Source organism: Chryseobacterium sp. KACC 21268, assembly GCA_028736075.1.
Lineage (GTDB): Bacteria > Bacteroidota > Bacteroidia > Flavobacteriales > Weeksellaceae > Epilithonimonas.
Genome location: CP117875.1, coordinates 1,799,031 through 1,815,320, shown reverse-complemented (window position 1 = coordinate 1,815,320; position 16,290 = coordinate 1,799,031). Strand labels below are relative to the sequence as shown.

Genomic DNA, 16,290 nt, shown 5'->3' with positions numbered 1-16,290 from the left:
GCTTGTCCTTATATTAAACTTACATTTTTTCTGGCGCTGTCGCGGTTGCTGTTCCTGCGATGTTTGAGTTCATATCAACATTAATAGTTGGATTCACGATTGTAAGCATATCTTTTCTGTGAACAATGACATTGAGCCTGATTTCGATATTTTTTGGATTGATATCGCTAGGAACTGTAAAAACACGATTGCTATTGGGTAAGAATTTCAACCTCCAGGTTCCGTTTTGTACAAATGCTCTGGCAGAATACATCGGAATATTATCGGTATCTCCCGCAATATAAACATTAGATGTATCTCCACTACCTCTGATGATATAACCTCCAATTGTCAAATAATAGGCTGTAGCAGAGATTCCTGTGTCGTAATTGGTCAATCCTGAAAAGTTAACCGCTGTCAAAGCATAGGTGACATTGCTTATTGCACTGTAGTCGGCAGTTTCTGGGACGTACCTTTTGATCATCTGACTGCTATTGTCCTTTACCAGAAGATAGGAATTGGCAGCCGGACCTATATAAACGCCTGGATTTTCCAGATAAAGCACTTTAGATAATTTCATATTTCCGTTGACATCAAGTGTTTGGACTGGATTATTCTTACCTATGCCTACCTGAGCAAAACTTAAATTAAAAAAAAGAAGGCTTGCTGTTGTAATTAATATTTTTTTCATCATTTGTGTTTTTGTTTTTAAATTAAATTCCGGCGGGTGTTGTGAGAGCATCTCCTGTGATTTCGCCTTTCAGATCATAAGTCGTGACCGATTGATTCAAAATTTTAAAGAATCTCTTCGACATCAGAATAATATCAAAATTATAAGTATAGCGGCCGCTGGTGTATTGGGTACTCAATGTTGGATAGCCTATATTGACGTGCCACATCCCTCCCGATTCAAAAGTTCTGATGACGAAATAACTCTTTACCGATGTATTGGAATAGATCCCATTATTTGGCTGAGATGAATTGGTTGTGCTCGGAATTGCTTCGAAGTTGGTAATCGCAACTATATATTTATCAGAAGGTATCTGAAGATTGAGATCATTAAGATCATCGCGATAAACATTCGAAATGGAATATGGCTGAATAATAATGGGTTTGTAAAGCGTCTCCACCTTCATTATCTTTCCATTTACAACCGCAGACTGCGGATCTGTGGCCAAAATATCAAAACCTTGCGGAACTGCTGTATAGGTACTTGGGTTAATATAAACTGAATTTCCAATCGCAACATTACCTTTGACTTCCAACCGCTCTGATGGAGTCGCAGTACCAATCCCAACATTCTGGGAGGACAAAATTCCTGATGCCAATGGCAAAAGGAGAATTAAATAATTTCTCATCTGTGTTTTATGGATTTAAAATGGGTGAAGTGTCAGTGCCGGAAGATGTATTGTTCAGATTCTTGGTTCTTTCTCCAAAAAGTTTGACATAAGTTTTGGGATAAATTGCACAGACGAACGTCCAGGTACCATCCGTCAATGGAGCCATTCCAGAATAATCTGCATACAAATTCCAAAAACCGCCAATACTCCGAACCCCGAAAGAAGGCAAAGCTACAAGACCTGAACCGCCAAGTGATACATTTCGGTCAAAGTAAGCCGACATAATGACCAATGCATAATCATTACTATTGATCCTGGTATTGAACCGCTCCAACCAGTCACCGCCGACATTGGTAAGCTTGTAAGTCGCGATGGTTGCAATTCCGGGAGCACCGGAAAGTCTGGGGTCTATTCTTTTAATACTGTTGTCCGAAGCATTCTGAGTAAGGAGCAGGTACCTGTCCTTCTCTTCTGAGCCGACTTGATCGACTTTGCCTGCAATAATGTTATCGGATTTGAAACTGCCGTTTACATCCAGGTCAGTTCTTGGGTTGGCAGTATTAATACCAATCCCTACTTGTGCATTTGTAGTTATGAATAATAATGCAGCAAGAGATAAATAAAATTTCTCTTTCATCATTTGTGTTTATGCAAATATATGAATAATGCAAAAACAAACTATTAACAAAAGATAATTTTTATAAAAAATAAACTGAAAATCAATTACTTATAGATAAATTCTCTAAAATTAACAAAGAATAAATTATTAATAATCTAATATTTTTAATGATTTAATATCAATAATGAATTATCATTTAACAAATTCATTATTCAAGGCTTTAAAAAGTCATTTCAACAAAAATTGTTTTTTTTATTAGTTCTCTTGACGAAAAATTGTAATATTATTCAGAAATCACCTTTACTAAGGATTTGATGTGGATCAACTTTTCCATCAATTCTTCTCTGGAATCTGCGAGAACATTGATGTGTCCCATTTTTCGCCCCGGTTTTGTTTCGGTTTTTCCGTACAGATGAACGTAGGTTTTTGGCAGTTTAAGAACGTCCTCCAACCCGTGATATTTTACTTTTCCGGAATGGTTTTCTTCCCCGACCAAATTCAACATTCCAGAAAATCCGTAAGCATCTGTGTCAGCCAAAGGTGAGTTTGTCACCACTCTGTAAAATTGCTCGAACTGGGAATTTGAGTTTCCTTCCTGCGATTGATGTCCCGAATTATGAAGTCTTGGCGCAGTTTCATTCACCCAAACTTTTCCATTTTTATCAAGGAACAATTCGATGGCAAAAAGGCCTGGAGAATCGGCACTTAAGATGAATTGTTTACCGATTCTGTCAATTTGATCTTGGACATCTTCCGAAATATCAGCCGGGCAAATATTAAAATCCAAAAGATTCAGTTTTGGATCTGCAACCATTTCTGTGACTGGGAAAGTTTTGGTTTCGCCATTCTCATTTTTGGCAATGATCAAGGATAACTCTTTATCAATATCCACAAGATCTTCCAAGACAGATTCCTGCGTCCAAAGGTTTCTCCAATCTTGCGTCGTACGGATTAGTTGTACGCCTTTTCCGTCGTAGCCACCAGTATTGAGCTTTTGAACGAATGGTAATTGGATCTTGATCTCTTCCTCGCTTCCATCCATAATTTCAAAATCCGGTGAAAGAATACGGTTTTCTTCGTAGAATTTTTTCTGAAGGATTTTTTGTTGGATGATCTTGATAATATTTGAATTCGGAACAACCTTCACACCAAGGTTTTCAAGTTCTTCCAAAGCGTCAACATTCACGTGTTCGATTTCAATCGTTACGACATCCTTGTCTCTTCCAAATTCCAGAACATCATCATAATCATTGAAATTTCCTCTCACGTAATGTGAAATGTTAGCGCAAGAACATTCTGGATTTGGGTCTAGAACATAGAATTCATCATCATATTTCAATGCTTCCTGAATGAACATTCTTCCGAGTTGTCCGCCTCCTAAAATTCCGATTTTCATTTTATACTTTTCTTTTTACTATTAGATTTATTTACTTCTTACAATTTTCTTTTCGCCTTGTATCAATGATGTATTGGATCTTCCATTCGTTATTAGTCTTAACCAATTGAAAAGAATTGACACCACAATGCGAAAACTTTCCTTGATAATAAAACTCATAAGGCGTCCAAACAGAAGCGAGATTTCCATCAATCAAAATATTAGAGAAAGTGATTCTCTCGTCCAAGCTTCCTTTCACAGATTTGGAAATACTCAGCGCAAAATCTTTGATATTTTCATTTTTCACCTCACCATTTTTTGCGATGGTCTGCAGTACAGCAGTTTTTGAAAAAGCGTTTGTAATTTTGGTAGAATCCGAAGTTTTCATCCCATCAAACAAGCTATTGATAGAGGCTTTGATTAGTAGCTCTTCTGAACTTTGAGAAAACGCACAGGTTGAGATCAACACAAAAAAGAATGAGAATATTTTCATAATTATTTGATTTTAAAATAACCGATCTCCATCGGATTTTCTTGATGTTCAACTTCTGATTTTTCAAGAATAATCGAATATTTGTCCTTTGTGATTTGGGACAGCAGATCGTTGACCGTGTAAAGATCATCTATGTCAACTCCAAGTTTGTCATCAATATGACTGGGTGCATTTTTAAAACCCATCGTCTTGTAAAACTTAGTTTTCTTCACACGTTTGATGACTTCTGCCATAGACGTCCCGACCATCAGATGCTGCTCGTGAAACTCTTCGAAATGTCCCAACTTGTAGCCGCCAAGATTAATAAAAAACAGCTGATCATCATTAGCTTCAGAAGATTTTTCAATAATCTTTACCTCGTAACCATCAACGAATTTCACTTCCTGATAACAGTCCATATGAAGCTTGACACCTTTCCAAAATTGTTTGATCTCCGGGTACAGATCTTCAACGCGTTCGGCGATACCAAAGAAAACATCGTGTTGTTCGATATTTCGGTCTGCTGGCTCTGCTCCCAGGATGATGTAGAATAATTTCATTTTGGAAAAATTGTTACACAAAAATACATCAAAATTATCTTTTTCAAAGTTTGTGTACCCAAATCAATCCTTTTATATTTGTGGGATGTCAGAAATCATAATTCTATTTGTTGGAGCTATCGCAGCTGGATTGATGGGATCTCTTACCGGACTGGGCGGCGGCGTCATTATTATTCCTCTACTCACACTCGGTTTTGGCGTTCCAATGCACTATGCGATTGGCGCTTCTCTTATTTCGGTGATCGGAACATCTTCCGGAGCGGCAGTGGCTTTTGTGAAAGAAGGTTTCACCAATATGAGGATTGGAATGTTCCTGGAGATTGCGACCACAGCTGGTGCAGTTTCTGGTGCATTGGTCTCAGGATTTCTGAATCCGAATACAATCGGGATTATTTTTGCAAGTATCTTGATCTTGACGGTTTTATTGAATTTAAAAGGAAAACCGGATCATCAGGAAACTCTGATCAAGGGAAGTCTTGCCGACAAACTGAAACTCTACGGGACTTTTCCAGACAAAGATGGCATCAAACATTACGCTTCCAGAAACACCATTCCAGGATTTCTGATGATGATCTTTGCTGGCGCAATGTCTGGACTTTTGGGCATCGGCTCCGGGGCTTTGAAGGTTTTGGCAATGGACAATATGATGAAATTGCCTTTCAAAGTTTCTACGACGACGAGTAACTTTATGATTGGCGTGACGGCTGTTGCAGGCGCTTTGATCTATTTTCAAAGAGGACAAATTATCCCTGTAATCGCAGCGCCGGTTTTGATAGGTGTGGTGGTAGGAAGTTTCATTGGTTCAAAAACGTTGATGATCTCTAAAACTAAGAAATTGAAAGTATTTTTTGCGATTGTGATCACAGTCCTATCCATATATATGATGTACAACGGTGTAACCAAAAATTTCCATTAAATGAGAACAAAACCATTTACAGACGTTGACCTGAATCGTTCCGTTGGGAATCTCCTGAGATTAGGGGTAATTCTTTCGGTAATAACCTCTTTGGTTGGTTTCGTCAAACTTTTTTCGGAAGGTTTTGTGATGCCAAGAAAATACAGACTTTTGGAAATGGGAGATTCCTCCGAAAAAGTATGGGGAAGTTTCTGGAATTCACTTTGCAAAGGTGAAGGAATGGCAATTATCCAATTGGGAATTTTACTCCTGATTTTAACGCCGTTAGTGAGAATTATCTTTGCATTAATCGGTTATTTGAAGGAGAAAGATTATACTTACGTTGTAATTTCATTAATTGTCTTGGCGATTATGACCGTGAGTTTTCTGACAGGTTACGCACATTAAATATAAATGATGATTGATAAATGATAATTGATGAATGATTTTTAAATTCATCAATTTAGTCTATAATCTATCCGTCTATTATCTCTAAGTCTAATTTTCGTAAAACTCCAAAGGCAAATTGTCCGGGTCGGTTGTAAAAAAGAATTTCTTCTCCGTAAACTCATCGATTCTGATGTCTTCGCAATCCAAACCTTTTTCCACTAACTCATTTCTCTTTTCTTGGACATTATCAACAGAAAAAGCCAAATGGCGGAGGCCACAACTTTCTGGTCTGGACGGTCGTTCTGGCGGATTTGGAAATGAAAACAATTCGATGACATAGTGTTCTCCGATGGCCAAATCTAACTTGTAAGATTGCCTAGCTTCACGGTAAACTTCACGAATGATGTTCAAACCTAAAACTTCGGTGTAGAATTTTTTGGAAACTTTGTAATCTGAGCAGATGATGGCGATGTGATGGATTTTCATAGTTTTAATAATTTTTAAATTCTTTTAAAATTGATTTTCTATAAAGTTGTTTCAATTTTCGTTTTACAGAATTATCGTTCAGATTTTTATCTGTTGTAAGACCATTAATAGTAATGACAGATTCTTTTGATTTACTTGTTGTATAATCATCTGCAGTAAACTGAATGTTTTTTACCATTTCATCCTCAAGCTTAATACTATCTATGATAAACCAATTAGAATTATTAATTAAATTTTTAATGTCATTTTTTAACGAATCTTGAGACACCTCGAATAATTGTTTTTTTGAATCTAAATTTTTTGTCTCAATTTGCCAAGCCATCAGTAACTCCCTCTTATTTTCAGAAATTATCCTAACTGTATCTTTTCGAAAATGTACATTTCTATTTTTTAAGTCTTTAAAAACATCCTCGTTTGATTTATCTTTAAATGTAATGCTGAAATTCGAAAAAATAATATTTCCCGTATAAGGAACATACTTATAGTAGCGCGGTGGAGAAGTTGACATCAACACTAAAACACTTGGAACGATAAGCATCTTTGCTGACAATTTATTAATTTCAAATATTTTTAGCTTATCCTTATTTTTAATCAAATAATAAGGAATAAAAAGAAAAACAACAGTCAACAAATCTGTGTAATCTACAACACGATGAATGGAAATTGGCGAAATTACATTGTAGAACTCAATGAATTTTTCTGAATACGAAGATTTCCAAAATGTAAAAAATAATCCCGTAATGTAAACAGAATTCTGACGAAGTTTAGGAAACAAAAAAGTCAATAGAAATGGGAACAAAATAATCCCTGCAGCATCAGACAATTTTCCAGTAAACCAATTGTGAAAATATAATTTCAAAAAATGGTCGTTCAGAAAAAGAACTAGCAGACTGAAAATAAAAACAATATTACAGATTAAAAATTTATTTCTCATTCTTTTATTTAATAAACGCTGGCTCGAATATGTTTATTTTGTTTGAGATTCCTCTTTCACTTTCTCCAAATAATCATCTTCCAAATCCTTCAGTCTTCTGAAATAATTTTCCTTATCCATAAACAATTTCGGATTGTAGGCATCGCCTTCTTTTCGTTTTTTATGAAGGTCGAATTGGCTGGCGTGAGAAGCCACCCAAACATCGAAATCCAGTTTTTTCATTGCATCAAGTGTGTAAGCATAATCTTTTTGGATGGTTGGATACGCTTTCACATCAGAAAATTTGTGGTCGATGATGATGGAAGGCATATTCGCAATCAAGACTTTATATTTTCCATTTTTATCTTTCGTTTCGAAGATAAAACTGCACGAACCTTTTGTGTGACCTGGATGATGAAGCAAAGTCAAAGTCGTGTTTCCCAGTTTGATTTTGCCATTATTTTTCAACATAAAATCAGGCGATAACGGTTTGAAGGTCACGCCATATTTCCCCAATTCGTAATCCGATTTTCCGCCAGATTTCAGTTCGGCAACATCTGCTTCGTCCACATAAAGTTTGGCGCCCGTTTCTTTTTTAATATCGGCCATCGCACCCATATGGTCGAAATGTGCTTGGGTCAAAGTCAGGATTTTCGTGTCCTTATATTTGAATCCAAGCTTCTCGATATTCGCTTTGATTTGAGGATAAGAATCTGCCAAACCAGTGTTGATAAGGATATTTCCTTTGTTCGTCACAATGAGATACGAAGCCAAATCATAAGTTCCTACGTAATACAGATTCCCCACAATTCTGAAGGGTTCGTAAGGTTGCGACCATTCTGCGGAATGATTGGTTGGCTCTGTCACTGTTTGTGCATTTCCGGTAAAGGAGATGATAAGTAAAAGTATTAGGCTTATCTTTTTCATATTTTTTTTAAAACGGTATTTTGTCATTCCGGAGGAATCTCAGCAGTCTAGATTCCTCCGGAATGACAAACTTTATGGTTAGTTAAAATTGTTGTTCAAACAAATGATTTAAAAATTCCAAATTAGGATTTTGGATTCTTATCAATTCCAATTTTTTATTCCTTGACAAATCCTTTATTTCTTTTTCACGTTCAATCGCTTGCTGAATCCAACCAAACTTTTCATAATAAACTAAAAACTCAACATTATATTTTGCAGTAAAACTGTTTGGATTTGTTTTAGTTTTATGTTGATGCAATCTAATATGAAGATTGTTTGTAACTCCCGTATACAGAACTGTTTTGCTTTTGTTTGTTAAAATATAAACATAAAACGTGTAAGCGCCTTCTGGAAATTCAATCATTTTATTGTGTTTACAAGACAGTCTTTTTCCATAATATTGTCATTCCGTAGGAAACCTAACGTAGTGGTTCGACGAAGTCAATCTAAACACAGAAGGAAAACGCAGTTGAGATTCCTACGGAATGACAAAAATGCGGGTTAAATTTTGCGTTATAATTTCACTTCCGACCTCCAGCTTCCATCTTCCGACTTCTTAAAACCTCATCACATCCTTCACAACACCACCTTTCTGAGTCAACGGAATCAGTTCTGTGGTGATGAAATCTGTAATTCTTTTGTTATCGATATCATTTGGGAAGAGCAAGTGAACGTTTGCGCCGGCATCCAACGTGAAGAACAGAGCCAAACCAGTGATTTTTCTGAATTCCCAAATTTTATTGATGACCTGCAACGTTCCGGTTTGCATTAGGATGAAAGCCGGTTCGCTCATCATCATCATTGCGTGAAGTGTCAACGCTTCGTGCTCTACAAGTTTGATGAAACCTTCCATATCGCCTGTTGCGAGGATGGTTTTCAATTTTTCAAAGTTTTCGTGGGCTTCCTGGAAACGTCTTTCGGCGTAAGGATTGGTGTTCATCAAGCCGTGACCAACAGTGGATGAGACCGATTTCTGACCTTCGTGAATCAGCAACACCCAATCGTTGAAATTCTTGAAGATTGGATGGATTTCATTGTTGTTATATGGAACAGCGAATAAATCTGAACTGCCTTCGACTTCTTTTGTTTTTCCCCAAACGACCAAACCTTCGTACAGACTTCTGGAAGCACTTCCACTTCCTAATCTTGCGAGGAAACTTTCTTTTTTGGTTTTTGTCAGGCTGAGGCTCTCGAAGCCTTGTTCTTTAGTCGTGAAAATATCATCCAGGTTCATCAGACATTTTGCAATCGCGCCGAAACCGGATGCGGAACTGGCAATGCCTGAACTGTGTGGAAAGGTATTTTCTGTTTTGATGATGTATTTTCCTTTGAGAATCCAAGGGAGATATTGCTCGATGTTTTTGAAATATTTTTCGATTTTCTCTGCGAATTTCTGTTCTTCATTTCCTGCAAGAAAAGTTTGAACTGAGAATTCTTCTCCAGCGATAAATTCCATTGTGGTGTTGGTTCGGCAATGGTTCAGCGTGTAGCTGATGCTGGGATTTGCCGGGATTTGGTTTTCGTATTTTCCCCAATATTTTATCAATGCGATATTGGACGGACAGCTTGCGGAAACCGCTTGGTTTGATATGTTGAATTGGGAATTTCCCAAAAATTCTTGAGTCATAGTGTTGCTTTTGGCAATCGGCTTTTGGCTGTTCGCTTTGGCGGATTGGTTTTGGTTGGCTAATTTAAGAATTAATAAGGCTTCGTGAAAGTTGATTTCTGAGTAATTGATTTCTTCGTTATAAAGTCAAAAAATAACTGCTTTAAATTAGTCCTAACAAAGAATCTCTATACTCTTTTTGTTATTATGGAGTAAACCTAAAGATGTGGTTTTATTCTGTTTAAGATTAAACTCATCAAAAACACATTTCGTAAAGACGTTGATACATAACGAAACCTAATTGTATAATTTAGTTAAACCGTTGATTGGTTTAGTTGGGATGACGATTCACTTCGTTGGGTCATTGATTCATTTAGTTGAGCTTTTGATTCATTTAGTTAAGGCGGTGATTCATTTAGTTAAGCCGTTGATTCACTTAGTTGAGGCGTCTTCACGTATTCATCGGCATTTCCTGCAATTGGGATTGTGTTTGATTTGAATTTTTAAAGAAAAAATAAAAAGTTTACAGTTTTAGATAACTGCATCGTCTAAATCTGTTGTTACAACGAATATAGACTGCTAAAAACCTGATTTGATTGTTTTTTTAATCATTAATAACAATAAGATTATTAATCGATTATCAATTGCGTCGAGTTTTAGCTCGATGTAGAAATTTCAAAATCAAAAGCTTTAGCCGAAACTTAAAAAAGATTTTGGCTAAAGCCAACTCTCGCCATTCTCTTTTAAAACGGGCTGAAGCCCGTTCCTATTGATATCTACCAATTTTCTAACAATCAGGCTCAGATTAATAATGCGGACATTGAAACTAAACTTTTAGAATGACAAAGAACAGTTGAATTACAAAGTTTTTCTGTAACATTTTTGAGATTAATGAACTAATTTTGTGAGGTTTTAAAAATCGTCGATGGAAAGACGAAACCTCAACATAGCCCCGATTGTAGTGGAAATCCTTTTTTGAAAAAAAAGATTGCAACGGAAAGCGGGTTGGACAAGTGAATCGAAGGGGAAATCGTCTTGCTCCTTAATATTATTTATTCATTTTTTAATTACAGATTATCAATGCTGAAAGCTGAAAATATCAAAAAAACATACAACGCGGGGAAGAAAATTGCGCTTCAGGATTTTTCTATCGATGTGCCTACGGCGAGTATTTATGGGCTTTTGGGTCCGAATGGCGCGGGGAAAACGTCGTTTATCCGTATCATCAACCAAATCACGCAAGCAGATGAGGGAAAGGTTTGGATTGACGGCCAGGAGCTGAATCCGGAGCACATCCGAAACATCGGCTATATGCCGGAGGAGCGCGGACTTTACAAGAATATGACGGTGGGCGACCAGCTTTTGTATTTTGGCGAGTTGAAAGGAATGTCACGTGCAGAAGCACTTTCGCAGGCTAAATTCTGGTTTGAACAACTGAACATCGACCAATGGTGGAAGAAAAAACTGAGCGAACTTTCGAAAGGGATGGCGCAGAAAATCCAGTTTGTGGTGACGGTTTTGCACCGCCCGAAATTGCTGATTCTGGATGAGCCTTTTTCGGGTTTTGACCCTGTGAATGCAAATCTCATCAAAGACCAAATTATTCGTCTGAAAAATGAGGGAACGACCATCATTCTCTCGACGCACCGAATGGAAAGTGTGGAGGAAATGTGTGATTTTGTGGCGCTCATCAACAATTCTAAGAAGGTTTTGGACGGGAAAGTTTTTGATGTTCGCGAACAATTCAAACAGAATGTTTTCTCTGTGGTTTTGGCGGACACGAATTCAGAAAATTTGGAGGAACTGACAAGAAAATATCAAATCGAAAATATGACTACCAACAATGGTTTGTTTCATTTTGAACTGAAGAATTCTGAGAATCAAAATATCCTGCTTCAGGATTTGGTGAAAACAGGAACAATACGGACTTTCAACGAGAAGATCCCTAGTATGAATGAGGTTTTCATTAATGCGGTGCAATCATAGTTGATGAATGATAATTGATAAATGATTCTACTTATTACATTTTACTTTTTACAATAAATGAAAAATATATATTTAATTACCAAGAGGGAATTTCTGACGCAGGTCAAGAAGAAATCTTTTATTATTCTGACGATTCTTGCGCCACTTTTGATGGTTGGTTTTGGGGTTTTGATTGGTTTTATGTTCAAGGCGAACGAAGCGGAATATCACTTTGATGTGGTGGACAAAAGCGGACTTTTCGCGGGACAATTGAAATCGACGAAAGAAATCACTTATACTTTTGTGCCTGAAAATACGGAAAACGCACTCGTCAAAAACCTGAAAGAACTGAAAGGTACAGATGGTTTGCTCATCATCCCGGAACTCAAAGACACCAATTTTGATGCGTTGGAAAGTGGGACAAAACTGTTAACCAACAAGAAGGTCGGGATGGATACGAAAAGTTTAGTATCGGCTGATTTGAGTAATATTCTGAAGAAAGAAAAAATCAAACAGCTTGGAATCAAGGAAGACAGAATTGTGAATCTTGATAAGAATTTCAAACTGATTTCCCAAAACGTGACGGAAAGTGATAAGCCTGAAAGTGACCTTGCTTTTGGCATCAAAACCGCGCTGAGTATGGGATTGATGTACGTGGTGTTTATGTTCATCATCATCTACGGCGTGCGTGTGATGCGAAGCGTTTTGGAAGAGAAAAATAACCGTGTTGTGGAAATTATCATCTCGTCTGTCAAACCTTTTGAATTGATGATGGGGAAAATTCTGGGTGTAACTTTGGTGGCATTGACGCAATTCATCGTTTGGATTGCGATGACCGTGACAGCGGCCATATTCTTGAATACAGGATTTTCGGCGATGCAGAAAAATATTCCGGCTGGAGAAGAAGGCGTTCTTAAAAATCTGGATATTCAGCAGATTGCGACGGAGGTTTCGCACATTCTTTTGGATATGAATTATGTTGGAATCATCGGGGTTTTCGTGTTCTTCTTTTTGTTTGGCTATATCTTTTACAGTTCGATGTACGCGGCGATTGGAAGTGCGGTTGACAATGAAACTGAGACGCAACAATTTACTTTGTTCGCTGTGGTTCCGCTGATGTTGGGACTTTACGGAAGTTTCACGATAATGAATAATCCGGATGGGCCGATGGCTTTTTGGCTGTCCATTATTCCGTTTACTTCGCCGGTTGCGATGATTGCGAGGATTCCGTTTGGGGTTCCACTTTGGGAGATTTTGTTGTCGATATTTTTGTTGATTGCTTCTACTCTATTAATGGTTTTCATTGCTTCGAAAATCTATAGAGTTGGGATTTTGATGTATGGGAACAAGGCGACTTTGAAAGAGATCTGGAAGTGGATCAGGAGTTGATTTCATTGTTAAATTAATTTTCATTTTATTTGTGGAAAATTAATACTTTGAAAAAATTTATTCTAATTGCATTGGCTTCGTTATCTATTATTTCTTGTCGGAAAGATGATGAGAAAGAAGAATCTTTGATTTTGGGAACTTGGAATCTGACTAAAATACAAATTATGTCCGGAAAAGACAATTCCGTTTTAAGTTCAGAAATTATTTCGGATTGCCCGGATAAAATGACTTATTTGTTTTCTGACAATAGGTATACATTGACTATTTTCAAAGATAATTTTATAGGTTCTTGCGTTGTAGATGAAACAGAAAATGGCGAATTCAATTACAATGAAAATCAGAGAGAAGTAACCTTTAAATCTACTCTCACAGGTAACCCTTACATTATTAAAATTAATTCCATTACAAATAATGAATTACAATTAATCGATTCTTACTTCGGTTATGACGCAAATAATGACGGCGTAATAGATAAACGTGTAATGGTCTTCAGTAAATAAAAAATCCTCAGAGAATTCTGAGGATTTTTAGTTTTATTTCTTTCTCTTAGCAATAGACTTCTGCTTCTGCTGAGCTCTGTTGGCACCGAATTTCTTAGGAGCTTTTCGCTTGCTTGGTCCGCCGAGATTTTTTTTCTTGTTCTTATCTTTTTTCTCGTGGAAAGCGGAATCGCCTTCGTTGAGTTTGGCTGTGGTCAAGAATTTCATCTTCACTTCTTCCTGTTCCGATGCGAGCTTCACTTTGGAAATCGTCACAGCTTCCGGGAATTCGGTTTTCTTGATCTCTCTGTCCATCAAAAGTTCGATATCCAAAAGTTGCGCTTCTTCCTTTTTGGTAAAGAACGTGATGGAAATCCCTTCTTTGTCCGCACGACCCGTTCTACCGATCCTGTGAATGTATTGCTCTGGAACCTCAGGAACTTCGAAGTTGAAAACGTGCGAAATATCCGGAATATCAAGACCTCTCGCCATAATATCCGTTGTGATCACACCTCGCAATTCTTCATTGGTGAATTCCTGCATCACTCTTAATCTGAAATTCTGGGATTTGTTGGAATGGATGACACCAAACTGGTCTGGGAATTCTACATTCAGTTTTTCGAAGATTAAATCGGCGTGTTTTTTATTGTTAGCGAAAATCAGAATTTTTTCTAAGTCCGTTTCTGTTTTAAGAAGGTGAATTAATAAATTCAATTTGGTGTTGAAGTTCTCCACCGGAACTGCAGATTGTGCAATCTTCTCCAAAGGCGTTCCTGATCTTGCCAATGAGATCTCAATCGGACCAGCGAAATATTCGTTCAGCAAAGCGTCTACAGCATCGGTCATCGTTGCAGAAAAAAGGATGTTTTGTCTTTTCTCTTTCATCATTTCGAAGATGTGCGTGAGCTGTGGACGGAATCCAAGGTTCAGCATTTCATCAAATTCATCGATGATCAGTTTATTAACTTCCTTCAATGAGATTGCATTGTCAATCGCAAGATCCATTACTCGACCAGGTGTTCCCACCAAAATGTCGCAACCGTCATTGAACAATAATTTTTGTGTATTGATGTTTTTTCCACCGTAAATTCCGATCACTCTTGCGGTCAGATTTTCCGTCATTTTTGTGATCACTTCTGTTACCTGAACCACCAATTCTCTGGTTGGCACCAAAACCAGAACGGTTGGATTTCCAGACTTGTTGTATTTCCAGGTTTTAAGGACTGGAAGCGTGTAGGCCAAAGTTTTACCTGTTCCTGTTTGGGCAATTCCCATCACGTCGCGTCCGGAAAGTATCGGTCCGATGCTTTTTTCCTGAATAGGCGTTGGTTCAAAAAGGTTGAGATCGGCTAGTACATCCAGAATCTTTTCCGGTAAATCGAAGTCTGCAAAAGTGGTTTTCATCTGGGAAAAATTTATTTTTAAAGTAGTAAAGAATAACCTCGAAAATTGAAATTGTAATGAATTGATACAATATTTTCTTTGGTTTCAATCGGCAAAGATAGGGATTTTGAAATCAAGCGGAAAACTATTGATTTTTTGAGATAATTATAAAAATTATTTCTGCTCCTCCCTCAAAACAATCCTAAAAGTCGTTCCCTTTCCCACTTCAGAATGGGCAATTTTCACTTCACCTTTGTGATATTCTGTCACAACTCTTTTGGTCAATGAAAGGCCTAATCCCCAACCACGTTTCTTGGTAGAGAATCCCGGTTTGAAGGCATTTCTAACTTGTTGTTTTGTCATTCCGCTTCCAGAGTCGGTCACGTCGATATAGACACTCTTGTTTTTCTTGTAGAGTGAAAGTTCCAATTTCCCTTCACCTTTCATCGCATCGACAGCATTTTTGATCAGGTTTTCGATCACCCAGCTCATCAGGATTTTACTGTGCGGAATCAGAACTGGTTCGTAGGTTTTTCTTAACGTAAAATCAACTTTGGTCGAAATTCGGGATTTTAAATAATCGAAATTCTGCTGAACGGTTTCATTGATATCAAGGTCATTCAATGCAGGAATAGAACCGATTTTAGAAAATCTTTCGGAGATGGTCTTCAGTCTTTCAACATCTTTTTCGAGTTCTTTTACGCCTAATCCATTTTCATCTTCGAGTTTCATAATTTCAACCCAGCCGATCATTGAAGACAACGGCGTTCCGATTTGATGCGCTGTTTCTTTCGCCAAACCTGCCCAAACAAAGCCTTCGTCGGTTTTCTTGAGAGTTCTCAGGAACCAAAAGGAAAATATCAAATAAGCGCCGATGAACAAAGCGATCAGGTACGGATAGAACCTGAAATAATTGAGCAGATCGGAGTTGTCATAATAGATAAACTGATTCTGTCCAGATGGCAATTCTACGACAAAAGGATCGTAGGAATTTTCCATTTTCCTGATCAGATTTTTCAGTTTGAGGGAATCTTGTTCGATGTGTTCGGGAATATTGGCTTGGAAAATAGGTGTTCTATGTTTATCTGTCACAACAATTGGAAGATTGGTATTATCCTGCATTACAGCAAGATACAACTCCTGAATCTTTGGATCTGCTGAGATCTCATCATCGGTATAGGCTTTCAAAGCCGTACCTATCAGATTGATTTTCTGAATCTCCTGCTTCCTGAGATTGTCAATAATTAAAAAAGAAGAAACGGCAATACCAAGTACAATCGCCGTGAGTATAAAGTACACGACCCAACTGTTGATTCTTTTAAGAAAATTGAAACCTTTCATTATTGCTTATAAAACGGCAATTTAGGAATTTATTGTAAAATTGAGATTAGAGACAATAGATTTTTAGAGGATAGACTAATAAATCAAAGATTATCCTAGATTTGTAATCGAGTAAATTTCAAAATAAAAATC

18 protein-coding genes are annotated in these 16,290 nt (G+C 37.3%); 5 read left to right on the top strand and 13 right to left on the bottom strand.

Features of this window, described 5'->3' with window-relative positions:
- Positions 1-19: 19 nt before the first annotated feature.
- The 6 genes from PQ459_08510 to PQ459_08485 all read right to left on the bottom strand — a co-directional run bounded on the left by PQ459_08510 (position 20) and on the right by PQ459_08485 (position 4,345).
- Complete coding sequence (locus PQ459_08510) at positions 20-670, bottom strand: hypothetical protein (protein ID WDF48507.1); 651 nt, start codon at positions 668-670, stop codon at positions 20-22.
- Positions 671-692: 22 nt separating this feature from the next.
- On the bottom strand, positions 693-1,337 hold the full coding sequence (locus PQ459_08505; GenBank protein WDF48506.1) for a hypothetical protein: 645 nt from the start codon (positions 1,335-1,337) through the stop codon (positions 693-695).
- A 7-nt stretch (positions 1,338-1,344) separates the two neighbouring features.
- Positions 1,345-1,956 (bottom strand): hypothetical protein, encoded by a 612-nt coding sequence (locus tag PQ459_08500; protein ID WDF48505.1) that lies wholly within the window; start codon positions 1,954-1,956, stop codon positions 1,345-1,347.
- 265 nt (positions 1,957-2,221) lie between these two features.
- Entirely contained in the window at positions 2,222-3,334 is a 1,113-nt protein-coding gene (locus tag PQ459_08495) for a 5-(carboxyamino)imidazole ribonucleotide synthase (GenBank protein WDF48504.1), read from the bottom strand.
- Positions 3,335-3,365: 31 nt separating this feature from the next.
- Entirely contained in the window at positions 3,366-3,806 is a 441-nt protein-coding gene (locus PQ459_08490; GenBank protein WDF48503.1) for a nuclear transport factor 2 family protein, read from the bottom strand.
- Positions 3,807-3,808: 2 nt separating this feature from the next.
- Complete coding sequence (locus PQ459_08485; protein ID WDF48502.1) at positions 3,809-4,345, bottom strand: DUF1543 domain-containing protein; 537 nt, start codon at positions 4,343-4,345, stop codon at positions 3,809-3,811.
- Positions 4,346-4,430: 85 nt separating this feature from the next.
- On the opposite strand from PQ459_08485, the gene PQ459_08480 reads away from it, so the two are divergent.
- Positions 4,431-5,261, top strand: coding sequence for a sulfite exporter TauE/SafE family protein (locus PQ459_08480; protein WDF48501.1), 831 nt, complete (start codon positions 4,431-4,433; stop codon positions 5,259-5,261).
- Positions 5,262-5,648, top strand: coding sequence for a DUF1634 domain-containing protein (locus PQ459_08475; GenBank protein WDF48500.1), 387 nt, complete (start codon positions 5,262-5,264; stop codon positions 5,646-5,648).
- Between the two features lie 90 nt (positions 5,649-5,738).
- On the opposite strand, the gene PQ459_08470 is transcribed toward PQ459_08475, so the two are convergent.
- From PQ459_08470 to PQ459_08450, 5 genes are all read right to left on the bottom strand, one after another.
- Positions 5,739-6,116 carry a VOC family protein gene (locus PQ459_08470; protein WDF48499.1) on the bottom strand — a complete coding sequence of 126 codons (378 nt, stop codon included), beginning with the start codon at positions 6,114-6,116 and terminating at the stop codon, positions 5,739-5,741.
- A 4-nt stretch (positions 6,117-6,120) separates the two neighbouring features.
- Positions 6,121-7,050 carry a hypothetical protein gene (locus tag PQ459_08465; GenBank protein ID WDF48498.1) on the bottom strand — a complete coding sequence of 310 codons (930 nt, stop codon included), beginning with the start codon at positions 7,048-7,050 and terminating at the stop codon, positions 6,121-6,123.
- 33 nt (positions 7,051-7,083) lie between these two features.
- On the bottom strand, positions 7,084-7,956 hold the full coding sequence (gene blaESP / locus PQ459_08460; GenBank protein WDF48497.1) for an ESP-1 family subclass B3 metallo-beta-lactamase: 873 nt from the start codon (positions 7,954-7,956) through the stop codon (positions 7,084-7,086).
- 82 nt (positions 7,957-8,038) lie between these two features.
- Positions 8,039-8,359, bottom strand: coding sequence for a GIY-YIG nuclease family protein (locus PQ459_08455; GenBank protein ID WDF48496.1), 321 nt, complete (start codon positions 8,357-8,359; stop codon positions 8,039-8,041).
- A 192-nt stretch (positions 8,360-8,551) separates the two neighbouring features.
- Entirely contained in the window at positions 8,552-9,622 is a 1,071-nt protein-coding gene (locus PQ459_08450; protein WDF48495.1) for a diphosphomevalonate decarboxylase, read from the bottom strand.
- Between the two features lie 1,059 nt (positions 9,623-10,681).
- On the opposite strand from PQ459_08450, the gene PQ459_08445 reads away from it, so the two are divergent.
- Genes PQ459_08445 through PQ459_08435 form a run of 3 tightly spaced genes read left to right on the top strand, consistent with a single transcriptional unit; the run spans position 10,682 to position 13,455 of the window.
- Positions 10,682-11,587, top strand: coding sequence for an ATP-binding cassette domain-containing protein (locus tag PQ459_08445; GenBank protein WDF48494.1), 906 nt, complete (start codon positions 10,682-10,684; stop codon positions 11,585-11,587).
- A 57-nt stretch (positions 11,588-11,644) separates the two neighbouring features.
- A complete protein-coding gene (locus PQ459_08440; protein ID WDF48493.1) occupies positions 11,645-12,955 on the top strand; it encodes an ABC transporter permease in 1,311 nt (436 codons plus the stop codon).
- A 47-nt stretch (positions 12,956-13,002) separates the two neighbouring features.
- Positions 13,003-13,455 (top strand): lipocalin family protein, encoded by a 453-nt coding sequence (locus tag PQ459_08435; protein ID WDF48492.1) that lies wholly within the window; start codon positions 13,003-13,005, stop codon positions 13,453-13,455.
- Between the two features lie 33 nt (positions 13,456-13,488).
- Here the strand turns inward: PQ459_08435 and PQ459_08430 are convergent, their stop codons facing one another.
- The gene (locus PQ459_08430; GenBank protein WDF48491.1) at positions 13,489-14,838 is read right to left on the bottom strand and encodes a DEAD/DEAH box helicase; all 1,350 of its coding nucleotides are present in this window, start codon (positions 14,836-14,838) and stop codon (positions 13,489-13,491) included.
- A gap of 153 nt (positions 14,839-14,991) precedes the next feature.
- Entirely contained in the window at positions 14,992-16,158 is a 1,167-nt protein-coding gene (locus tag PQ459_08425; GenBank protein WDF48490.1) for a HAMP domain-containing sensor histidine kinase, read from the bottom strand.
- Between the last annotated feature and the right edge of the window lie 132 nt (positions 16,159-16,290).

What these genes read in the sequence shown, in the direction of transcription:
- PQ459_08480 (WDF48501.1), top strand. Translation starts at nt 4,431, where the DNA reads ATGTCAGAAATCATAATTCTATTTGTTGGAGCTATCGCAGCTGGATTG.
- PQ459_08485 (WDF48502.1), bottom strand. Translation starts at nt 4,345, where the DNA reads ATGAAATTATTCTACATCATCCTGGGAGCAGAGCCAGCAGACCGAAAT.
- PQ459_08490 (WDF48503.1), bottom strand. Translation starts at nt 3,806, where the DNA reads ATGAAAATATTCTCATTCTTTTTTGTGTTGATCTCAACCTGTGCGTTT.
- PQ459_08500 (WDF48505.1), bottom strand. Translation starts at nt 1,956, where the DNA reads ATGAAAGAGAAATTTTATTTATCTCTTGCTGCATTATTATTCATAACT.
- PQ459_08505 (WDF48506.1), bottom strand. Translation starts at nt 1,337, where the DNA reads ATGAGAAATTATTTAATTCTCCTTTTGCCATTGGCATCAGGAATTTTG.
- PQ459_08495 (WDF48504.1), bottom strand. Translation starts at nt 3,334, where the DNA reads ATGAAAATCGGAATTTTAGGAGGCGGACAACTCGGAAGAATGTTCATT.
- PQ459_08455 (WDF48496.1), bottom strand. Translation starts at nt 8,359, where the DNA reads ATGATTGAATTTCCAGAAGGCGCTTACACGTTTTATGTTTATATTTTA.
- PQ459_08425 (WDF48490.1), bottom strand. Translation starts at nt 16,158, where the DNA reads ATGAAAGGTTTCAATTTTCTTAAAAGAATCAACAGTTGGGTCGTGTAC.
- PQ459_08510 (WDF48507.1), bottom strand. Translation starts at nt 670, where the DNA reads ATGAAAAAAATATTAATTACAACAGCAAGCCTTCTTTTTTTTAATTTA.
- blaESP (WDF48497.1), bottom strand. Translation starts at nt 7,956, where the DNA reads ATGAAAAAGATAAGCCTAATACTTTTACTTATCATCTCCTTTACCGGA.
- PQ459_08445 (WDF48494.1), top strand. Translation starts at nt 10,682, where the DNA reads ATGCTGAAAGCTGAAAATATCAAAAAAACATACAACGCGGGGAAGAAA.
- PQ459_08430 (WDF48491.1), bottom strand. Translation starts at nt 14,838, where the DNA reads ATGAAAACCACTTTTGCAGACTTCGATTTACCGGAAAAGATTCTGGAT.
- PQ459_08465 (WDF48498.1), bottom strand. Translation starts at nt 7,050, where the DNA reads ATGAGAAATAAATTTTTAATCTGTAATATTGTTTTTATTTTCAGTCTG.
- PQ459_08450 (WDF48495.1), bottom strand. Translation starts at nt 9,622, where the DNA reads ATGACTCAAGAATTTTTGGGAAATTCCCAATTCAACATATCAAACCAA.
- PQ459_08475 (WDF48500.1), top strand. Translation starts at nt 5,262, where the DNA reads ATGAGAACAAAACCATTTACAGACGTTGACCTGAATCGTTCCGTTGGG.
- PQ459_08440 (WDF48493.1), top strand. Translation starts at nt 11,645, where the DNA reads ATGAAAAATATATATTTAATTACCAAGAGGGAATTTCTGACGCAGGTC.
- PQ459_08470 (WDF48499.1), bottom strand. Translation starts at nt 6,116, where the DNA reads ATGAAAATCCATCACATCGCCATCATCTGCTCAGATTACAAAGTTTCC.